The 19,329-nt window shown below is 54.5% G+C and carries 21 protein-coding genes; 10 read left to right on the top strand and 11 right to left on the bottom strand.

What is annotated here, in order from left to right; genetic code table 11:
* Nucleotides 1–8 precede the first annotated feature (8 nt).
* Entirely contained in the window at nucleotides 9–1,346 is a 1,338-nt protein-coding gene (gene aupA / locus RVM24_RS19885; protein ID WP_431474644.1) for an alkane uptake protein AupA, read from the bottom strand.
* Between the two features lie 276 nt (nucleotides 1,347–1,622).
* Entirely contained in the window at nucleotides 1,623–3,293 is a 1,671-nt protein-coding gene (locus RVM24_RS19890; protein ID WP_431474645.1) for a LuxR C-terminal-related transcriptional regulator, read from the bottom strand.
* A 133-nt stretch (nucleotides 3,294–3,426) separates the two neighbouring features.
* On the opposite strand from RVM24_RS19890, the gene RVM24_RS19895 reads away from it, so the two are divergent.
* Together RVM24_RS19895 and RVM24_RS19900 are read left to right on the top strand one after the other, a co-directional pair.
* Complete coding sequence (locus RVM24_RS19895; RefSeq protein ID WP_374813004.1) at nucleotides 3,427–4,194, top strand: class I SAM-dependent methyltransferase; 768 nt, start codon at nucleotides 3,427–3,429, stop codon at nucleotides 4,192–4,194.
* The gene (locus RVM24_RS19900) at nucleotides 4,195–5,856 is read left to right on the top strand and encodes a hypothetical protein (protein WP_058090672.1); all 1,662 of its coding nucleotides are present in this window, start codon (nucleotides 4,195–4,197) and stop codon (nucleotides 5,854–5,856) included. It abuts the gene before it with no gap.
* Nucleotides 5,857–5,876: 20 nt separating this feature from the next.
* On the opposite strand, the gene RVM24_RS19905 is transcribed toward RVM24_RS19900, so the two are convergent.
* Complete coding sequence (locus RVM24_RS19905) at nucleotides 5,877–6,620, bottom strand: hypothetical protein (protein ID WP_431474646.1); 744 nt, start codon at nucleotides 6,618–6,620, stop codon at nucleotides 5,877–5,879.
* A gap of 43 nt (nucleotides 6,621–6,663) precedes the next feature.
* Here RVM24_RS19905 and RVM24_RS19910 point away from each other — a divergent pair, with 43 nt between their 5' ends.
* Complete coding sequence (locus RVM24_RS19910; protein ID WP_431475389.1) at nucleotides 6,664–7,878, top strand: IS256 family transposase; 1,215 nt, start codon at nucleotides 6,664–6,666, stop codon at nucleotides 7,876–7,878.
* 157 nt (nucleotides 7,879–8,035) lie between these two features.
* Here the strand turns inward: RVM24_RS19910 and RVM24_RS19915 are convergent, their stop codons facing one another.
* The 6 genes from RVM24_RS19915 to merR all read right to left on the bottom strand — a co-directional run bounded on the left by RVM24_RS19915 (nucleotide 8,036) and on the right by merR (nucleotide 12,955).
* On the bottom strand, nucleotides 8,036–8,380 hold the full coding sequence (locus RVM24_RS19915; protein ID WP_058090674.1) for a hypothetical protein: 345 nt from the start codon (nucleotides 8,378–8,380) through the stop codon (nucleotides 8,036–8,038).
* Entirely contained in the window at nucleotides 8,377–9,801 is a 1,425-nt protein-coding gene (locus RVM24_RS19920; RefSeq protein ID WP_431474647.1) for an S-type pyocin domain-containing protein, read from the bottom strand. The genes RVM24_RS19915 and RVM24_RS19920 overlap by 4 nt, the downstream gene beginning before the upstream one ends.
* 446 nt (nucleotides 9,802–10,247) lie before the next feature.
* Entirely contained in the window at nucleotides 10,248–10,925 is a 678-nt protein-coding gene (locus tag RVM24_RS19925) for a hypothetical protein (protein ID WP_058090676.1), read from the bottom strand.
* Nucleotides 10,926–11,215: 290 nt separating this feature from the next.
* Nucleotides 11,216–11,551: a hypothetical protein gene (locus tag RVM24_RS19930; RefSeq protein WP_058090677.1), complete on the bottom strand. Its 336-nt coding sequence runs from the start codon at nucleotides 11,549–11,551 to the stop codon at nucleotides 11,216–11,218.
* Nucleotides 11,552–11,609: 58 nt separating this feature from the next.
* On the bottom strand, nucleotides 11,610–12,167 hold the full coding sequence (locus RVM24_RS19935; RefSeq protein WP_156510018.1) for a DUF6036 family nucleotidyltransferase: 558 nt from the start codon (nucleotides 12,165–12,167) through the stop codon (nucleotides 11,610–11,612).
* Between the two features lie 353 nt (nucleotides 12,168–12,520).
* The gene (merR, locus tag RVM24_RS19940) at nucleotides 12,521–12,955 is read right to left on the bottom strand and encodes an Hg(II)-responsive transcriptional regulator (RefSeq protein ID WP_011783479.1); all 435 of its coding nucleotides are present in this window, start codon (nucleotides 12,953–12,955) and stop codon (nucleotides 12,521–12,523) included.
* A gap of 73 nt (nucleotides 12,956–13,028) precedes the next feature.
* Between merR and merT the strand changes: the two genes are divergently transcribed.
* The 5 genes from merT to RVM24_RS19965 all read left to right on the top strand — a co-directional run bounded on the left by merT (nucleotide 13,029) and on the right by RVM24_RS19965 (nucleotide 16,167).
* A complete protein-coding gene (merT, locus tag RVM24_RS19945) occupies nucleotides 13,029–13,385 on the top strand; it encodes a mercuric ion transporter MerT (protein WP_011783480.1) in 357 nt (118 codons plus the stop codon).
* Between the two features lie 15 nt (nucleotides 13,386–13,400).
* On the top strand, nucleotides 13,401–13,703 hold the full coding sequence (gene merP, locus RVM24_RS19950) for a mercury resistance system periplasmic binding protein MerP (RefSeq protein ID WP_011783481.1): 303 nt from the start codon (nucleotides 13,401–13,403) through the stop codon (nucleotides 13,701–13,703).
* A 91-nt stretch (nucleotides 13,704–13,794) separates the two neighbouring features.
* Nucleotides 13,795–13,965: a mercury resistance system transport protein MerF gene (gene merF / locus RVM24_RS19955; protein WP_011783482.1), complete on the top strand. Its 171-nt coding sequence runs from the start codon at nucleotides 13,795–13,797 to the stop codon at nucleotides 13,963–13,965.
* Entirely contained in the window at nucleotides 13,907–15,361 is a 1,455-nt protein-coding gene (gene merA / locus RVM24_RS19960) for a mercury(II) reductase (protein WP_206769573.1), read from the top strand. The genes merF and merA overlap by 59 nt, the downstream gene beginning before the upstream one ends.
* A gap of 590 nt (nucleotides 15,362–15,951) precedes the next feature.
* Nucleotides 15,952–16,167 (top strand): hypothetical protein, encoded by a 216-nt coding sequence (locus RVM24_RS19965; RefSeq protein ID WP_156510019.1) that lies wholly within the window; start codon nucleotides 15,952–15,954, stop codon nucleotides 16,165–16,167.
* A gap of 262 nt (nucleotides 16,168–16,429) precedes the next feature.
* On the opposite strand, the gene RVM24_RS19970 is transcribed toward RVM24_RS19965, so the two are convergent.
* On the bottom strand, nucleotides 16,430–17,044 hold the full coding sequence (locus tag RVM24_RS19970) for a TetR/AcrR family transcriptional regulator (RefSeq protein ID WP_286253395.1): 615 nt from the start codon (nucleotides 17,042–17,044) through the stop codon (nucleotides 16,430–16,432).
* A 143-nt stretch (nucleotides 17,045–17,187) separates the two neighbouring features.
* Between RVM24_RS19970 and RVM24_RS19975 the strand changes: the two genes are divergently transcribed.
* Nucleotides 17,188–17,628, top strand: coding sequence for a hotdog fold domain-containing protein (locus RVM24_RS19975; protein WP_022989543.1), 441 nt, complete (start codon nucleotides 17,188–17,190; stop codon nucleotides 17,626–17,628).
* Nucleotides 17,629–17,733: 105 nt separating this feature from the next.
* Nucleotides 17,734–18,558, top strand: coding sequence for a MipA/OmpV family protein (locus tag RVM24_RS19980; protein WP_058090680.1), 825 nt, complete (start codon nucleotides 17,734–17,736; stop codon nucleotides 18,556–18,558).
* Nucleotides 18,559–18,665: 107 nt separating this feature from the next.
* On the opposite strand, the gene RVM24_RS19985 is transcribed toward RVM24_RS19980, so the two are convergent.
* Entirely contained in the window at nucleotides 18,666–19,247 is a 582-nt protein-coding gene (locus RVM24_RS19985; RefSeq protein ID WP_022989541.1) for a DUF6448 family protein, read from the bottom strand.
* Nucleotides 19,248–19,329 lie beyond the last annotated feature (82 nt).

A 19,329-nucleotide genomic window follows, 5' to 3' on the forward strand; every position in this document is an offset into this window, starting at 1 on the left:
TGCGCCTCTCAGAACTTCAGGGTAACTGAGCCACTGACAACGTGGATGTCGCCGTCGGCCGTGACCGCTTCTTCGTTGCCGTTGAAATCAACGATCGTAAAATCGCGCTCCTGTAATTGTTGGTACTGATAGCCAATGTCGAAACGAACCGGATACGCCAGCAGCCGGGTGCGATCGTACGTGGCACTGAGCCCCAGGCCCACCACTATCTTGTCTGTGTCCAGGTAGTTCACTTCCGGATTGCGATCCGATTTGAGTGGAGACTCCTCGAAAGCAATGCCTGCTTGAAACGCAAAGTTTTCATTAAGGTTGTACTCACCACCCAGTCTCGGAACGAGGATGTCGTCGAACTTCATCCGGCTGGCGGCTGCAACACCCTGTTGATCTTTTACACTGTCGTTGGCGAATACGCTTTCAAGCTCCGACCACTTTTGCTGCTCAATGCTACCGCCGATTCGCCAACCATCGCCCCTATATTGGGTGCCGAAGCTGAGAGTTTCTGGTTGGAAGGAGTCGATAGTAGACACTGCGATGCTAAGGCCAGGGTCAGGGATGGTCTGGCTGACGATCACGTTGGACGAAATAGAGGTAGACGATGTCGATTTGCTGCGGTAGGCAATCGCCGTTTCCCATCCGTCCAGGAAACATGCCTGGTCTGGGCAGAAGGTATCTGCGTAATCGATGTTAACGCTGAGAATGCTCTTCAACGACGGCTTGGCATTCACACTGAGCTTCTCTTTCTCTGTGTCGCCTGCAAGATTGGATGTGGCAATTAGCTCAGCCTCAGCTTCCAGCGTGATTCTGGCCGAAACCCCGGCGTCGATACCGCGCCAAATTCGCGTGGCACCGCCCAGATTAAGAAACAGAGGTTCTTTTCCGTACTGCAGAAACTGCCCCGTCTCGGATGTTTCAGACGAGAAGGCGAGCATCTCTTTTCCATATTTTTCCACACCCGCAATGAAACCGAGGTAAAGCGGGTGCCCGAAACGGGTCAGTGAGCCCAGATTGGTTTTCATGCCAATCAAGACGTGCTGGCTTGGGGAGCTGGAAACCACGTCACCATCGCGGTTTGGGCCGCTGGCGCGCAGCTCCTGCTCGGCATGCAGCAGGCCGGCAGTGAGCTCACCCCGGGGGTCCTTGGTCAGATAGGCGGGGTTGTAATAGGTGGCAGACACTTGTGTATTAAACATCGACAATGCCTGCGCTGAGGCAACATCAGTGGGCATCACGCCATAGGTGGTACCTAGGTTTCCCATGCTGGCACACACGGGTAACGACAGGGATAGACTGATCGCCGAAACAGAGGCGCAGAGAATCCGCTTACCTGCGAAATCAAAGCCGTGCATTGTAATACTCCGTTGTTTTTTTTAGTCGCTTGTCGGTCTTGTGACCGATTTATCATTATTCTGTGATCATAAGCTGGACGGCGCACTGCGTGGTGTGGCTTTGGTGACAGGTAAAGAGACGTATGAGGGCCAAGATTGATATAAGTCATTGTCTGGCATTGGGTTTGCGGATTGGCAGACTCAAAGGAAGCGGGGGGCAAAATTGCAATTATGTGATGGCGTTCACGTATTGGGGTGCCACTACCCATTGCCCAGAGTCACGTCTTTTTTGGGGCATTATTGTGCTCCAGCGAGCAGATTGTTGGCGCCTGCGATGGTTGCCAGAGTCTCGTATATCCGCTCGGTTTGCGAGACCGCCAGTGTCAGCCCCTCGCCCTCAACCAGCTCGATGGGGATGTCGGGGTTAATGCCTCGGAAAATATTCAGGTGAGAAAGCGGCGTGCTGGCGTTGTGGCTTCCATGAATGAGTGTCAGGGGCAGGTTTGGAGTTTCCAGCAAGTGCCCCCAATCCTGAATCATGATCCTGAGGTCCTCCAGGTACCCCGCCCCGAGTTGATTGACATAAAACCCATAGGCTGCAACTACCCCTTGTTTCAGGGAGTTTTTGCGAATCACATGTTCATCCGGCTCCACGCCCTCGAAAATCACTTTCGGCCACTGTTCAGGGCCGAGCTTTCTCATCCTCAGGATCAGCAGGCGAATCAATAACCTGGCCAGCCAGGGCGCGTGGCGGGCAGCTTGAATGAAGATGGCCTGATGAGCTGGCATGGCGTTGATCTGTTCCAGCTCCTTGAACGGTGGCGCGGCAGAGACAGAAACAACGCCGTTTATCTGGATGCCGGAGTGTTGCATGAGCGCAAGTGCCGGTATCAGGGCGACTTCGTGGGACAGAATGGTTACCTTGGAGATCGACAGGGAGCCAAGTACGGCGAGGATATCGTGGCACTGGCTTTCCAGTGGGTCTTCGGTTTTGTCCGATGGTTCGGTCCGGCCATAGCCGGCACGTTCAACGGCTATGATATCCAGACCAAACTGCGCGGCCAGTCGCCGCTCATCCGGAAAATCCCCGGCACCGAAAGAGGGACCGTGCAGGAAAAGCACTGGCCGGCCGCCGGGTTTACCAAATCTTCGCCAGCCAATCCGTCGTTGCTCGCGAAACAGCTCGTGGATGCTCATGGGGTAATCGTCGTAGTGAACGGACAGCAGATCCCCCTTTGTCGTCACGGTGTCCATCGCAGTCGCTGCAGAGGCGGCCATGGTAGCAGCCTGCACCTGGCTTTTGGCGCCGAGCTTTTGCAACAGGCTTTTGATCTGTTGCCGAACGGTTGTCACTGAGCTGCCCCGCTCTTCGGCGATCTCTTCTGACGAGCAGCCGCGAGACAGAAGCGCGAGAATATGGCGTTCGCTGGCGGACAGGCCAAAGACGCCGGCAAAGGCCAGATCTATGGATTCTGGCCAGTGTTGTTGTAAAGCATTCAGCACGAAGGTTTTCAGCTTCTGGTGGTACATGCCCACGAGAATCAAAGGCAGAGCATGCTCGTCGCTCCCTTTTCGATAGGCCTTAAGCAACGTGGGCCCTTGAGCGGTGGCAAGGCGTTCCTTGAACTGGTGGAAAGCCTCCGGGCTGATGCCAAGAGCGACCAAACCGTCACCCGATCGCATATCAAACAGCTGCGCGGCACCGGCATTCAGGGCCACAACCTGGCCAGACTCGTTGAGCGCCAGGGCAGGCGCTGTGTGGTCATTGACCAATTTGTACAGCGGGTCGTGCCCGGTTGCACGCTCCTCGAGGTCATGCAGAGCGGTCGACAGCTCCAGCGCCAGTTCCGTGGGCAGAATGGCTTGCGAGCTGAGATCCGGTGCCAGGGCCACGATCAGGTCCGCAAACTCTGCTTTCCTGGCCGCCACGGCAGAAACCAGTTCTTTGAGATTGTGATTGTCTGGCATCTGTCTCCGCCGGATTTGTGTTTTCGGTTAAACGAAACCGGGGCCTTACCGGATCACTTTATACCAGATGGTAGATGCTGCCCTGTGGCAGGCGTATTAATGTTACCCAAAAAATCAGGGGAGTCACGGTCAGGTGATTGCAGACTATGCAGAAATTTTCCGGCACCGAGGCGGCAGCTACCACCGGGCCATGTTAACCGTGCCCCATGCTCGGATGCGTGAGTTTCAGCGGGCCGTTGAGCCGCTGGCTGCGGATCTCGCTGCTAATCCCATGCTGCGGGTAGCGGATGTGCCCGCCGGTGGTGAGTATCTTCAGTATTTCCTTCCCAATTCCATCATCTATCAGGGCTTTGACCCCAGCTCGGGCTTTAATAGCGACCTGTACGAAAGCTGCGGGCTGGCCGATTTACCCTTTGCTGATCAATCCATCGATGCACTTGTCAGCCTTGCAGGGCTGCACCATTGCTCGGATAAACGCCCGTTTCTGAATGCCAGTCACCGTGCGCTGGTGCCCCGGGGCATGCTGTCCATTCTTGATGTGCGAGCCGGTTCGTCCGAAGCCCAATTCCTGGATGAGTTTGTGGGTGAATACAATGGTATGGGGCATGAGGGCGACTATCTGGGGCCTGAGTTCGTGTTGCAGTGTGATACACAACACTGGGAGATCCTCTCGGCGGGGATGGTGGATTGTCACTGGCAATTCGTCAGCAAAACCGAGCTTTGTGATTTCTGTCGCGGCTTATTTCGTCTGCAGCGTGTCTCCAACACCATGATTCTGGACGCCGTTGCCCGGTACCTGAACTTCAGGGCAAGCACGGATTCACACGAAACTGTGCTGATGCCATGGCGCCTCTACCGTGTGGTAGCTCGCAAACGGTTTCCGAGCCAGAGGGAGCACTGAATGCCGTCCAGACCCGATTGGAACATGCAGCCGCCGGTTACTCGCTACCCTGGTGGCGCCGATACTACCCGCCAGCCGGGCTTCTGCGTGAATATCCGGCCACCTTCTAGGGAGGCTGAACCGCTGTCGCCGACCTTCGCTACCTTGCTTGAACGCGCATTTCCGGAACCAGCCTTTGGTAACTTACCGAAACCGCCGGCTCACCCGGTTGGGCCCGAGCCCTGGCTGGAATGGCTCGGGTATTGGTATCACCGGATGATTCGATACGCTGGTTTACCGGTATTCGAAATGCCAAAAGCACTGTCATCGCCGGACAAGCCCCAGTATTACCGGATGTATTGCCCGGCCTACGAGGGTACCGAGAACGCAAGCTTGTCACTTTTGAAGTGGCTGTTGACGGTTTCCATGGCGCCGCAAACCGACACCCTGATGCGTGAGGCAATGAACGGCCTTGATTCCCTGATGAAATCGCTGTCGGCCGGTGCACCAACCTCGGCCAATACCCTGCGCTTCCTCTTCGCGGCGTTTGAAGCACGGTTGCCCGTCGTCAGCCTTGGCCACCACATGTTCCAGATCGGCATCGGGGCATCCGGCGTTTGGCTGGACGGTTCGTTTACCTCTGGAACGTCGGTTATGTCGGCCAATCTGGTGCGCAATAAGGCGGCCACCAGCGACTTTCTGGCCAAAGCAGGTATTCCGGTTCCCTGGCAGGCACTGATCACGGAGGAGGCCCAGCTGAAGACCGTTGCCGAGGCTCTTGGGTTTCCATTGGTCTGCAAGCCGGCGGATCTGGACGGTGGCCAGGGCGTTCATCTGCATTTGGAAGACCTGCCTTCGCTGGCGAAGGCTTACCGGCAGTGCCGGGAGCTGAGTAAACAGGTGCTGACTCAGCCCCAGGTGCAGGGCCGGGATTACCGGTTAACGGTGCATGCGGGGGAGTGTGTCTGGGCCATCGAACGGGTTCCGGCTCGAGTGATTGGCAATGGCAAGGACACCGTGGCGGCCCTGATCGACCATGAAAACGCCCGGCCAGAGCGCTCAGGCACCGGTCACAGCCCGCTCAAACCACTGCCAGGTGTGCACTCCGCCAAAGACCTGTTGAAGGCTCAAAGCCTTAAGCCCACCAGCGTGCCTGAAAAGGGGCAGATCGTTGTCCTGTCGCATTTACCGAATGTCGCTGCCGGTGGTCAGCCAGTACCCATATTCTCTGAAGTGCACCCGGACAACGCCGAGCTGGCCGCCAGAGTGGCGCGCCTGTGCCGGCTGGACCTGGCCGGCATCGACCTGATTATGCCAGACATTCGCCGGTCCTGGCGTGATGCCGGCGCCTGGGTGATCGAAGTGAACGCGCAGCCGGATATTGGCCAGACCACCGCCGCCCACCTGTACGGCAAATTGCTCAAAAGGATGCTGCCGGAAACGCCTGTTGAGATTCGCTACGTTGAGGGCCGGGAGAATGATGCCTGGGGCAGGGGGGACAGGGTGAGTTGTCAGGGGCGTTTGTGGAATGGGCTGGCCTGGCAGCCATTGCCGGAGAAACAGGCAGAACGGGTGGCCTGGGCACGGCAGTGCCTTTTGGATGACCAATGCCAGGGTATCTGGCTGGATAAAGAGAGTTGGACGTGGTTCAGGCAAGCCGCCACGGATCTTGCGATCCGGTGACGGCTTTAGAAAGGCTAATGTCAGATCGGGTTGAAGTACTCTGCGCCACCGAGACCGGGTAATGGAATAAATTTGGTTGGGCCATTATTGCCATTGCGACAGGCCGCATCGTGGCTGTCGGTGGATATGGCTGCTGCTGGGTCACGGTCCGTTTGCGTGTTGTTCTCATCCACATGCACGCGAGTCGTTTCCTGCGAATTGCCGTCCAACAGGAAACTGACACCCGCTACCAGGGGTGCGCTGGGTGTAGAGGAATAGCCAATGGTGGCATTGGTTGGGCAATCCAGCCGCGCTTGGTCTGATCTGCCTCGCAAGAAGCTCGCTTCGTCTCCAACAAACTCGAAGTCTGCAGTAATGAACTTATCATTGCCACCGTTCGACAGGGTTTCGATAAAGAGCGTTTCGGCATCCTCACCACTACCGAATACGATAGAGGTAGTTTCGGCATTTTCATCACCGCGGTAGGGTGATTCGACATACAACTTGTAGATGTCATCTGGCGTGTTGTTACCCAACTCAGTCGGGGCTACGAAAACAGACGCAAAGTTGTTGAATTTCACCTGCGATGCCGTGCCACCATTGGGTGTGGTAATGATTCTCAGGCTCGGCGCATCAAAGGCATACATGCCTTTAAAGTTATTATCGGCTAAGCGCTGTTTGAAAAACCGGCTACGATTTGGATTGGCGTACTCAAAACTGTTCAGCGCATTTTGTTGTGCTTGGGAAAACTCTGAGGCTGTAAACCAAATTGTGTAACTGCTCACGACTGAGTAATCTTTTCAAAAGGATACCATCGTGGGTACACAAGTGGACCAAGAAAAACTCAAAGCTATGGCCGCCGAGCTGGCCAAGGACATCAAGTCTGAAAAAGATCTCGGAGCCCTCACTCAGCAACTGGTCAAACTGACGGTCGAGACCGCCCTCAATGCCGAACTGGACGAGCATCTCGGATACGAGAAGCATGCGCCTGAAGGCCGTGGCACCGGCAACAGTCGAAATGGCTATACCGCCAAGCGCCTGAAGGGCCAGCACGGAGATGTGCCGATAGAGGCTCCCCGTGACCGTGATGGCTCTTTCGAACCTCAGTTCGTCCGCAAGGGCCAGTCCCGCCTGACCCAGATGGATGACCAGATCCTGGCGCTATACGCCAAGGGCCTGAGCACCCGGGATATCGTGGACGCCTTCAAGGAGATGTATGACGCCGACATCTCGGCCACTCTGGTGTCCAAGGTGACGGAGCGGGTGATCGAGCAGGTTCAGGAGTGGCAGAACCGTCCGCTGGATCCGATCTATCCCATCGTCTATCTGGACTGCATCGTGCTGAAAATTCGTCAGGACAAGAGGGTGATCAACAAGTCCCTATACCTGGCCCTGGGCATCAACATGGAAGGCCAGAAGGAGCTGCTAGGCCTCTGGCTGGCCGAGACCGAAGGCGCGAAGTTCTGGTTGTCGGTACTGACGGAACTGAAGAACCGTGGTCTGGAGGACATCCTGATCGCCTGCGTGGACGGCCTCAAGGGCTTCCCGGATGCTATTGCTGCTGAGTACCCTCAGACCAAGGTGCAGCTGTGCATCGTGCACATGGTTCGCAACTCGCTGCGCTACGTGTCCTGGAAGGACTATAAGGCCGTGACGGCCGATCTGAAGCAGATCTACCAGTCTGCCTCGGAACACGAAGCCCGGCAGGCGTTGGAGGCCTTCGGAGAACGCTGGGACGGTCAGTACCCACAGATCTCCCGATCCTGGCACAGCCATTGGGACAACCTGATCACCATCTTCGAGTATCCTCCGGCCATCCGAAAAGTGATCTACACCACCAATGCCATTGAGTCGCTGAACAGCGTCATCCGCAAAGCCACCAAGCGCCGTAAGCTGTTCCCCAGCGATGACTCGGCACTGAAAGTGGCCTTCCTGGCGATCCAGCAGGCCTCAAAGAAATGGACGATGCCGATCCGTGATTGGAAGCCGGCATTGAATCGCTTTATTATCGAATTCGGTGACCGTCTGGACGGTCACCTGTAATGGGATGGGCAGTTACACAGATTTATTTACAGGCTCAAAACTCTCCAAAGACGTGAGTGTCGGTAAAACCAAACGCTAAATTGTAGTTATTGTTGTTAAGGGTGATGTCGACCGGCGTGCTTTCTTCACGACCGCCGTTGCCGAAACTGAAGACAAGTTACTTGCCAAAACCTACCGAGATAACTTTTCCACTCTTTGGCTCTACCAACAATTCATCGCCATCCCAATTAAAAAGCTTTACGTTATCATCCTTGGCAACGATTGATGTATATGGACTATCATCATACACATGCTTCCGTTTTTCGATCACCCAAGCAATACTCCCATCCTCCCTGACTCCAAATACGTTCTCGTTAAAATACGCACCCGGATCAGGTTCAATTCGGACTACAAGGATAGCGTCAAACACTACCACTTCTGCTATTGGCCATTGAAACGGCACCTCAATACCCGATGGTTTTATTTTCAATACGTTCTTCGTAGCTGAATAATTAATCGTCATGGTAATGGCCTCATGTTTTGGAACGCAGAAGATGGAAGTCGCTGTAACAATTCGTATTGAATTGCACCACCTGAACCCCAGTCAGGTTGCGCCCCAACTGTCCCTACTCGAATATTAGTTCCTGGGGGAACATGAACATCAGACACAAAATTCGGTAGTTCTGGTAGCGCAAACTTATCTTGTATTTGCAGAGGTGTTAACCCTTCGATTTCCTGTTGGCGCATCATCCATGATCTAGCTTGGTTACCCTCGCCATGCACACGTGCAAATACCCTTTCTTGCTCAAGGACAATATCCCTAGCGCGTGTACCTTCCGCATAAGGAGGAAGGTTTCCTTTTGCAAGATGGGGAGCGTTTGCTTCGTCAGCTGACAATGGCCCTGTCAGATTTTTGTTTAGAACACCCTCTCCACCACCAATGCTCTTTTGAAAAACCAAATACAACGGCTCAATCCCACTATCCTTCGGAAAACTTACGATCAGCTCGACCTGATCCTCAAACGGCCGCTGGTATCCGGGTGGCGAGTGTTCCTGGCCATCCTCCTTAATCGGTGTCACCAGAATGCTGTAGGGATCAATACCGGAATCCGCCGGGTATTCGGTGCTCACTACCGGGCGGTGGCCGCTGTCATCCGGGTACCACACGAGGGTGAAGTCGTCATCAACCACCACTTCAAAATTCTCGCCCTTGAGCTCTGCGTGAGCAACCGGAACCCGGTCTTTGTATCCGGTGCTGTCATTAACGTGATAACCAGCCACCCGGAGGTTTCCGGTGGCATCCACGTGCAGATGAAAACGCACCCGAATGGCCGCCTCAGCCATTTCAAGGAGTTCTTCCTCGGTGTACAGGGTGCTGTCGCCCAGCTTGGATGGCCAGAGTGCCAAAAGTACTGTGCTGGCAGCCGTACTCATTACGCTGGCACCAATACGCGCCGCCATAGCCCAGCCTTTTGCCAGTCTCATTGCCGAGCCGGAGATCAGGCCCAGCGGCCGCAAGCCGTTTGCACCGGGGCTGGTGACGGTGGCGGGGGCAAGCATCGCAAGGGTGCCGAAGTTGCTGGCTTTTTCCTCGCCCTCATTACTGTCGGTATCCCCGGAGGGCCGGGTGCAGGACTTGGCAAACACTTTGGGGCCCAAGGGCGGAAGCCCAAAGTTTTCCGAGATCACCACCGGCGGGGGTAGAGGCTCGGGGGGTGGCTCAATCACCGGGCGTTCCGGCGTGTAGTCGAGCTTGGGCGGTGGTGGCAGGCTATCGGAATGAGCGTAGGCGGTGCCTCTGGAAGGAAACGCTTGCCGGTCACCAAAGCGTTTTTCGAAGGCCGTGACGGCATTCTCTGCAATGGCTGCAGAGGTGCTTTCCGTGGGAACAATGCGCCCGGATACCAACCTGAAAACAGGAACCGCAGGGATCTCTTTGAGCAACACCAACTCGCCACTGGCAAGCTGGTCTCTTAATCGGGCAGGGGTGAAACTGGAACTCGGAAGGTAGCTGGCCAGCTCCTTATCGGAGTATTGGTCCCAGCCACCCTCGATCATCAACGCTTCGTGAAGCGCAAGCGAGTGCGGGTCTGCTATTTTGGTCACGTCCGTGTTTCCACAAAGTATTAATCGGCACAATCCATGCCTGAAGTGTTAGTAAATCTACCGGAATTGCCAGTCAAATCCAAGCCAGCATTGAGTAGGTTATGGGGGCAATGGGAGACCGTTCTTACTTATCGATGGGCTCAGGTCGCGATCTGGCCTTCAGCGCCCTTTGGCAGCAATGTCTTGGGGCGCTGTCGTTTGTGTTCGCTGTGGGCTGGCACAGGCGATGACCGGGAGGCCGCCAGCGGCGGTGGTGGGTAATCGTGCCGCTTGCGCCAGCTGCGCTACACCTTGATCGGGCCGAACATTCCGGTGTAGATGAGCGAGTTCCAAATCTTCTTGATGGCCTGCCCAGTCTCTTGGTTGACGAATAGTGAGGAACGGGCACCGTGGGGGCTGCCTAGCAGGTAGTAGCGCATTGACTCCCAGGTTTCTGCCAATTCGGACCACCTCCAGCAGGGAAGCTCCTGTTCAAGTATCAGGGGCATCGCTATGGAGAGGGGTATGGTTCCGTCCATATTGAGCGCCCTATTCCATTCACACTTCACCAGGACGGGAGTTGCGTCAGGCATGTACAGCTTCACGTCTAGCTTTTCGGCCGTGATATTGGCCACAGGGTGGGGTGGTAATGCGTTCACTGACTCAATGACTTTCTCGGCCTTCCCGCTTGCAGTGTAGGGGCAAGTGATGAAGCCGTTGCGGAAGAGCCGGGTATGGTCAAGGCCGTTGTAGCCACATTGGGCGCTTGGTGTGGTCTCTGGGATACGACTGTCGTGGTTACAGACCAGTGGGTGCCAAGTCGGGTAGGTGTCAACAACCGGACCAAGCTCATCCACGATGTCCATGAGCGCTTCCCTACTGCGCATCCTGACGGACTCATCGGAGTCTCTTGGCCTTGGTACAAGGTAGGCTTCTACTTGCTCGTACCCGATGCGTGCTGCTTCGTCTGCTCTAAATGCCATGGTTCACCTCTCAATCATGAGTGCTCTCGCGCGGTATATGGTATCTTTGCATGAAAAAAGAATTTCATGCAAGGCTTCAGTGGTTCGTGTGTCATGACGGCGATGTAATCGCATGTAAGCATGGCGCAGCGGCTTAAATTTCAGGCAAAGAAAAAGCCCCAGACCGCTTGGTGTGGAGCTTTGTGTGGTGGGCCCACCTGGACTCGAGCCAGCGACCAAAATTCAAGTGCGGCCGATTCAACGAATCCGACGCCCCCTTAGTCCAGGGCCCTTCGGCCTAAATGGTATCTTCAGGCAGCGGTTTTATCGAGACCGCGCTTATAGTGCCGGGTTTGGAAGGGGAGTAGGGCTTTCATAAACGGCCTGAGATCGTGATCGAGCCCCCAGGATTGGGCCAGCCCGTCGACACGGGCCCGGGACAAACGTTCAGGAAGGCTCGCCTTCGCATCAGAGGCGACGGTTTGCAGTTCCTTCTTCTGTTCGGCACTCAGGCAGTTGAACCTGGATAAACGGTCAACCAGATAGCCGGCCAGGCGTCGCTCTTCCAGGGGCAACCCTGAAAGCGTCGGGACATAGCCCTGATGCCAGACTTCAAGGGCTGCTTTTACAACCTCTTGGTCTGTCACACGGTCGAGTCCTTTGTGTGCGACGTTAAGTAAGGAAGTCATGAAATGTCCGCGTTGATCACTTTGTATACGTTTTTATAACGTGGGTGATATTCCCTGTCAATCTGTCGAGGTTACCTGGAAAGTACTTACGGGCCTCCTCGGCGCGGTATTTGAACTCCTCGATGGAGAGTCCATGGTCAAACAGCGTGTGTATATCGTCGATGTCCTGGTCTCCATAGCGCCCGAGTTTCGAAATAGCCAGGTCCACTTTTTGAACCAGGTAGACCCAGACCGGTGAGTCTTCCTCGTTCCGGTTAAGCCAAATGGCGTCTTCCTGGTAATCCTCATGTAGCGGCGCGAGGGTCGGAGTGAAATTCGGATCGAATACGATAGAGGAAGGGCCGGTTTCCGGATCATCAAAAAAGACTTCATCCAGGGCAAGAACCAGCTCATTGGGAGAAATCCTGTCCATCGCTTCGAGCTCTATATCCAGGTCACTGCTACCACGAGCGTTAGTATGGAGATGGAGAGCACAGCCGCCGAAAATATACGCCTTACAGCTACCAGGCTTGGCCCCTCGGTCTTCCAGGAAGTCAGCCAGGTTATCGAACATTTCGAAAATGGCCTTCGCCATTGGTGTGTCCCTGTATATTTCGGTCATGGATACCCCCGTATATCAGCCTGGAAGCATAACAGAACCTCAGAGTCGTATCGTCTAGGTTAGCCGTAAAAAGCGCCGCTGACGTTTGGTTGACACCTAACGGGGAGAGGGTTATCGGAAGTGGTAATGACACCATAATGTGGCCGCAGTTTGTCACCATAAATTGGCCGCGTTGAACCGAGGTTGTTTGCTAACGACGCCAGTTCCAACGTGGCGCTTTTAAACAAAAGCGAACGTTCGCGCACCTCGGTTCGATAAATCTGCCTATCTTTTCGTAGTGTCCGCAGTGACGGGGTAGAGCCTCAAGAGGTCGATTGGTTCAGAAGCTAATCCCTTTGGCTTTTTGTTCCAATGTCTCCCTCATGTAGAGATGCAATGAGCGGGCACGCGATGCTGTCCGGCCGTGCGTGGCATTGACTGACCATGTCGCTCAGAGCCTTCTCAATTTTGACCAGCCTTTCGATCTTTTCACGCACATCCTTCAGCTTGTGCTCGGCGAGCGCACTGGCTTCCTGACAGTGAGTGCCATCTTCCAACCTTAAAAGGTCGCCGACCTCGTCGAGACTGAAACCCAGCTGCTGCGCCGTTTTAACAAATGTCAGCCGATCAATATCGGCGGAACCGTAGCGTCGAATACCACCTAGAGGTCGTTTGGGTTCCGACAACAGACCTCGCCGCTGGTAATAGCGGATCGTCTCGACATTTACATTGGCCGCCTTGGCCAAGCCGCCAATAGTCAGTGAACTGGCTTTAACCGACATACTGCTTGACTCCGTACTTGACTACGGAAGTAACCTTATCGCATCGAGTCCATGGGCAACAGGTGTCAGCGTCATGTCGAAATTCAAATCTAAATCCGGAGGTGCTTCTCTCGCTGTCGGGGGCATGGCTGGACTTCTCGCCTCGGCGTGCTGTCTCGGGCCATTGGTACTTATCACTCTGGGCGTTTCCGGTGCCTGGATCGGCAACCTGACAGCTTTGGAGCCCTATCGACCGCTGTTCATTGGCGCGGCCACCGTCGCCATGTTCTTTGCCTGGCGACGAATCTATCGCCCTGTAGAGCAATGCTCACCCGGTGAAACGTGTGCGATCCCTCAAGTCCGAAAGACCTATAAGGTGATCTTTTGGGTAGTTACGGCTCTGGTACTGGTCGCATTAGTGTTCCCTTACATTTTGCCTCTATTCTACTAAACGGAGATTTTTCTCATGCGTAAACAGTTTGTACTTGCCATGTTCCTCACTTTGCTCAGCATGTCCTCCTGGGCTGCGTCTCAAACAGTAACTCTCTCGGTGCCTGACATGACCTGTGCCGCGTGTCCGATCACCGTCAAGTTGGCCTTAAGTAAGGTGGAAGGGGTGTCGCAAGTTTCCGTGAGCTACCCTGATCGAGAAGCCGTCGTCACCTTTAACGATGCGCTCACTTCCATAGAGGCGCTCACCGAGGCCACGAGCGACGCTGGTTACCCCTCCACTCCCACGGCCTCAGAGGCGACTCCGGAGGGGCAATGAAGAATCCGAAGAACCTGCTCAGGGTCGGCATAGTAGGGTAGGGACTATTCTGGTTGCACTATGCTGCTTCACACCGATTCTGGTCATTTTGATGGCCACCGTGGGACTGGCCGCCCTGACGGGCTATCTCGACTATGTGCTTCTTCCGGCACTGGCGGTATTCATCGGCCTGACGGTTTATGCGTTCTGGCGGAAAAAGCACTATGACGCCAGCTACGAGAGCAACTTCAAAGCTCCAAGGAGTTTCCCGAGTGAAAAATGACAACAAACTGCATATTGCGGTAATCGGCAGTGGTGGTGCCGCCATGGCGGCTGCCCTGAAGGCAACAGAGCGCGGTGCCCGCGTCACCCTGATTGAACGTGGGACTGTCGGCGGCACCTGCGTAAATGTTGGCTGCGTGCCCTCGAAGATTATGATTCGTGCAGCACATATCGCGCACCTGCGAAAAGAAAGCCCGTTTGACGCGGGCATCAGTGCTGAGGCTCCTCAGGTAGACCGAGCAAAACTGCTTCAGCAACAGCAGGCACGAGTGGAGGAGCTGCGTGACACCAAGTACGAAAAGATACTTCGAGAACACAAGGACATCACAGTCCTGAACGGTGAGGCCCGGTTTGTCGATACCAATAGCCTGGTAGTCACGCTGGCTGAGGGTGGTGAAAAACCGGTTCATTTTGATCGCGCCTTTATTGGAACCGGAGCCAGACCGGCAGAGCCGCCAATAACGGGGCTGGCAGACACTCCTTACCTGACATCAACCAGTGCCTTGGCGCTGGATACCGTTCCCAAACGGCTGATCGTGATTGGTGCCGGTTTCGTTTCCTTGGAATTGGCTCAGGCATTCGACAGACTCGGCAGCAAGGTTACCGTTTTAGCCCGGAGCCGTGTGTTGTCCAGCGAAGATCCTACGATCGGAGAGGCCATAGAGGCGGCTTTTAAACGGGAAGGGATTGAGGTGCTTCGCCAGACCACGCCCAGCAACGTGGACTATAGCGACAACGAGTTTATCGTCGAGACGCCTGCCGGCACCTTGCGAGCCGACCAACTACTGGTGGCGACCGGTCGAACGCCCAATACCGAGGCCCTGAACCTGGCGAGCATTGGCGTGGAAACTTCACGCGGCGCAATTCAGGTGGATGAGCATCTGCAAACCACGGTCACCGGAATATACGCTGCTGGTGACTGCACCAATCAACCGCAGTTTGTCTATGTCGCAGCTGCCGCAGGCAGCCGAGCCGCCGTCAACATGACGGGAGGCGAGGCCAAACTCGACCTCAGTGCCATGCCCGGGGTCATGTTCACCGATCCTCAAGTCGCCACCGTTGGCCTCACTGAAGCCGAAGCAGTTGCTCGGGGTTATAGCGTGGACACCAGGCTGCTCGACTTGGAAAACGTGCCGCGTGCGCTAGTAAACTTTGACACCCATGGATTTATTAAAATGGTAGCAGAGCGCAGCACAGGCCGTTTGCTCGGGGTGCAGGTTGTCGCAGCGGAAGGCGGTGAAATTATCCAAACGGCAGTGATGGCGTTACGAGCAGGTTTGACCGTTCAGGAAATCGGCGATGACTTGTTCCCTTATCTGACCATGGTTGAAGGACTCAAACTCTGTGCGCAAACGTTCACCAAGGATGTAAAGCAGTTGTCCTGCTGTGCCGGTTAATCGCTCCGGCTCTGGTCAACGCGAGCACTGTCCAAAATTTGAACGTTCGCTTTGTGACCTTAACGTAACGCCGATTATGCGCAGTGTACTTGGGAGACCACCAGAGCCTGAAGCGGGTTCCAGGGCACGTCCTTGTGCCGACTTCGTTATTTTTTCTTCCGAGACGGTTTACTCTTTTCACCGACGGTTTCCCGCGGGTGTTTCTTGGCAAAGGTCTCGGTTACATAACGGCCTGTTACAGCGCTTCGGTATTTTTTGGACATGCGTCACCTCACATCAATGAAAAGATTCTAGCGATGCCCAGGGATGCCCTCGGCATCATCCTCATTTAGCGGTTTGGCCAACTCCGGAAATGGGCGCAAACACGCTGAAGCGTGCCGTTGACCATTCGGAAGTAGGCTCGAACGTAGACAGCGGGTCTGATGACCATGGCTGATCTCCTGTACGAGATAGCCAGTGAGGTGACGGTAAGAGGCGTTACGATCACGGGACGATAGATCCAAAGGGTATTGGCATACAAGCGTCTCGTTTTGTACTATTCTCAACCCATCAGTCTTACTGGCTGTGTGGATATAGGTAGGGGGTTATTCTTGGCGGAAGGCCCCTACCGCTTGGTAAAACCTCAGGGCTTCGGTCCTGGGGTTTTTTATCGCCTAAAGAAAGGCGATGGACTGATGATACTTGCCTTTGGCCACTTCGTCAGCCTACTTACCAAACAGACTCACAATATTGTGTTATCCAATATTTTCATTAAAAAAACATATGGTTATATTGATTTTTCTAATTTCTATTTAAAAAATCAATGAGTACTGCCAAGTACAATAGGATGAATGATTGGGCGGCAAGTTTTTCTGCCGTTTCAGACCGGTCTTCGATGATGTGAGGGTGCTCCTTTAATGCGACTAGGAGGGGTCAGACATCGGCAGATCCTGATACGGTAATGAGAAGCATCGGCCAGAAAGGCCGGAGAATAGTCAGGGCAGGATTCAAGCCTTTCGTCGGTCGCAGGCTACTGAGCATGTATATAAGGGCGGGGTACTGCCCGACTCCAACGCCATTATCAGGCCCTTACCTATGAATGGACCGCCAGGCCGATTCCGCAAACTGTTCCCGATACTCGAGGGGTGACGTCTGGATCCGCCCGGAAAGCCAGGCCCTGCAAAAGTTCTCCGCCGGCCCGATGATCAGAGATGGAAGCAATTCCTGGCATTGAATAATCTCATTCGCGCCGGAATCCAGCCTGAATAACACCTCCCTCAGCTCACGGTAGTTTTCAATATTGCGCTCTCTGAGTTGCTGCTGATGTGGCCCTTTAGCCACAGCGGATCGTGCCTGAAAAAGGAAACGAGCCCACTCCGGGTAACTCGTTACCCAGTCCACATAACTTTTAACGATAACGTGGACAGCTTCTTTCAGTGTTTCCGCCGTCTCCAGAGCTGATGTCAGTTTCGCTCTCTGATTATCCTGCGCACAGAAGAATAGGGCGCTCAGAATGCCTTCTTTGTTTCCGAAATGATGGTAGATAGCACCAACACTGGCGCCACACCGAACCTTGATGGTGTCGATGGTCGTGGCTTCCACGCCAAGCTCATTGAAGCAAGCCAGGGCGTTCTCAAGAATGTTCCGCTTCAGCGCAGATCTGCGCCCTGGGAACGGCTTTTCGAGAATATCGTCGTCAGGCATAAAGGGCTCTTGCTCATTCCTGTATCGATTAATACGGCAGTTTACTCCTTGACAGCCCCTCCATAAACAGAACATTATTCTTTTACAGAATATTATTCTGTTTAGTAACTTGTCGCTACCAAATATCATGGAGATCACGATTTATGAGCCAAGCACTCGCAGCATTCAACGCCTTTGGTGCCGAAAGTTTTTCCAGCATGATGTGTCAGCAAGCGCCTTACTTCAGCACTATCCAGCCAACGCTTGTCGAATTGAAGCAAGGCTACGCCGAGGCGAAGGTGCCATTCAGGAAGGAAATCACAAACCACCTGGGAACGGTCCACGCCATTGCCATGTGCAACGCCGCCGAGTTAGTCGCTGGCCTGATGACTGATGCGACAATTCCGAGCGGTGCCCGATGGATTCCTCAGTCAATGAGCGTGAATTACCTGGCCAAAGCGAAAACCGACCTGCGCGCGATCGCAAACGGAGAAGGAATTGACTGGGATAGTGCGGGGCAAAAAATCGTTCCGGTTTCTGTCATCGACGAAGACGGGCAAACGGTATTCACTGCAGAAATCACCATGAACGTAAAACTGGGGTAATAGATATTTGAATGCCGGGTTTATGGCCCGGCAGCCTCTCTAAAATATGCATCCATAATGAAGCGTACGCCGTATAACCCCTCACGATTTGATGGGGGAAAAACCATGATAAAAGCAGTTCTGCAAACCGCCACATTTCTTGGCGCAATTTCTTGTTTTGGGTTGGTAAATGCGACGGAGACGAGAACCCCTCTGGTTCCGCTTCCCTCTGTCGTTGATTTTACCGATGGCGATGGCTGGGGTGTTGGGCTTGGCCTGGGCGTTGAGTATGAGACGGCTTATGAGGGTTCAGACGAGTTCGAGCTTGAGGTCGATCCGGCTGGGGGTGTTCAGTGGCGAACGGGTGACCACCTTTTTTTCTGGGCAGGTGAGGCCATTGGGTGGCGAACACTGGCCAGGGATGCCTGGTTGATTCAAGCCTCGGTAGGCTACGAAGAAGGCCGGGAAGAGGGTGATTCCGAGGATGGCAGACTGGATGGCCTGGGTGAATCAAGTTCTGGAGCGGCAGTGTTGCTTGAGGTGCGTCACGCTCTTGCAGAAAACTGGCGTTACTTCCTTGATGGTCGTGTTTCAGCGGGAGAGATCGGTACGTTGGGGGTTTTCGGCGCAGGAACCTGCCTTGCTTGCCAGCCTGATGGCACTGGATGGGAAATTGGCGCGGCTGCAACGTTCCACGATGGCAAGTTAGCCAACCGGGACTTTGGTGTGAACACCCGGCAATCGATAGATTCAGGTCTTCCAGAAACCGACGTTGATAGCGGGTATCGTTCGACGGGGGTCAATGTTAATTACCGGAACTACCTGAACAAGAACTGGCAGATCTTCGGCGAAGCTCTTTACGAAGTTTATGGGAGTGACGTCTCAGATAGCCCGATATCCCGGAATGATTATGAAGCGGAGATTGGTGTTGGCTTCATTTATGTTTTTTGATGCGCCTTAATAGAATGATGGTACCAATTCAGCCGAAGGCGAAACTGGAAATGAATACAACGCAAAGCAGGCCGTCAGCCTGCTTTGCGTCTGCGTGAAGATAGGAATTAGTGCCCCTGCCCTCCAGCAGCGCCATGCACGCCCTCTATATAGTGAATGTAATTGACGTAGTCAGCGACAAAGGCACGCCCCTTATCGCCGCTTTGATCAGCCATGGCCCTTGCACGCTGAGCCTCATGATAACGCTCACGAATACCGTTCTCGATCTTGCGGGTTATATTTGCCACGAGGCGATCAATTTGCCCGTTTTCCAACGCCGCATCCGCCGCCATTAAACCCGGATCAATCTGTCCGGAAGGCTTGATGCCGGTAAAGGGTGCGCCTTCGGAGGCACGATGAACCTCAACGAGCGTCGAGAACAGATGCTGATCGGCAATGTTTTTCGCAGTTTCGCTTTGCCCGCGGACTTGGCGCACATCGGCGAATACCCTTTTGATTTCGGCCTCATCCTTTGCCGGCACCCATTTGAGCAAGGGCTTAACATTGCCTGACTCCAGTGCCGCACGGGCTTCGGTAATCACGGGACCGTCCAGAGCATCACAATGAGCTTGGGCGCTACCGGCAAACATCAGGCTGAAGATTGCTGCGGCCACTGCGGGAACAGCGGTTTTGCGTAATTTGGTTTTCATACATGACCTCTTCATATTGCGTTGAGCTTCACGAGCACCGGGTTTGGTGGCGTTTCGCAATCAGAGTACGGAAGGGAGGCCA

This window comes from Marinobacter sp. KM021 (assembly GCF_050707965.1).
Lineage (GTDB): Bacteria > Pseudomonadota > Gammaproteobacteria > Pseudomonadales > Oleiphilaceae > Marinobacter > Marinobacter shengliensis.

Excerpts from the sequence above, each read along its gene's own strand:
- merF (WP_011783482.1), top strand. The coding sequence starts at position 13,795 with ATGGCCACCGTGGGACTGGCCGCCCTGACGGGCTATCTCGACTATGTG.
- RVM24_RS19980 (WP_058090680.1), top strand. The coding sequence starts at position 17,734 with ATGATAAAAGCAGTTCTGCAAACCGCCACATTTCTTGGCGCAATTTCT.
- RVM24_RS19925 (WP_058090676.1), bottom strand. The coding sequence starts at position 10,925 with ATGGCATTTAGAGCAGACGAAGCAGCACGCATCGGGTACGAGCAAGTA.
- merP (WP_011783481.1), top strand. The coding sequence starts at position 13,401 with ATGCGTAAACAGTTTGTACTTGCCATGTTCCTCACTTTGCTCAGCATG.
- merR (WP_011783479.1), bottom strand. The coding sequence starts at position 12,955 with ATGTCGGTTAAAGCCAGTTCACTGACTATTGGCGGCTTGGCCAAGGCG.
- RVM24_RS19890 (WP_431474645.1), bottom strand. The coding sequence starts at position 3,293 with ATGCCAGACAATCACAATCTCAAAGAACTGGTTTCTGCCGTGGCGGCC.
- RVM24_RS19985 (WP_022989541.1), bottom strand. The coding sequence starts at position 19,247 with ATGAAAACCAAATTACGCAAAACCGCTGTTCCCGCAGTGGCCGCAGCA.
- merT (WP_011783480.1), top strand. The coding sequence starts at position 13,029 with ATGTCGAAATTCAAATCTAAATCCGGAGGTGCTTCTCTCGCTGTCGGG.
- RVM24_RS19900 (WP_058090672.1), top strand. The coding sequence starts at position 4,195 with ATGCCGTCCAGACCCGATTGGAACATGCAGCCGCCGGTTACTCGCTAC.
- merA (WP_206769573.1), top strand. The coding sequence starts at position 13,907 with ATGACGCCAGCTACGAGAGCAACTTCAAAGCTCCAAGGAGTTTCCCGA.
- RVM24_RS19970 (WP_286253395.1), bottom strand. The coding sequence starts at position 17,044 with ATGCCTGACGACGATATTCTCGAAAAGCCGTTCCCAGGGCGCAGATCT.
- RVM24_RS19935 (WP_156510018.1), bottom strand. The coding sequence starts at position 12,167 with ATGGCGAAGGCCATTTTCGAAATGTTCGATAACCTGGCTGACTTCCTG.
- RVM24_RS19915 (WP_058090674.1), bottom strand. The coding sequence starts at position 8,380 with ATGACGATTAATTATTCAGCTACGAAGAACGTATTGAAAATAAAACCA.
- RVM24_RS19975 (WP_022989543.1), top strand. The coding sequence starts at position 17,188 with ATGAGCCAAGCACTCGCAGCATTCAACGCCTTTGGTGCCGAAAGTTTT.
- aupA (WP_431474644.1), bottom strand. The coding sequence starts at position 1,346 with ATGCACGGCTTTGATTTCGCAGGTAAGCGGATTCTCTGCGCCTCTGTT.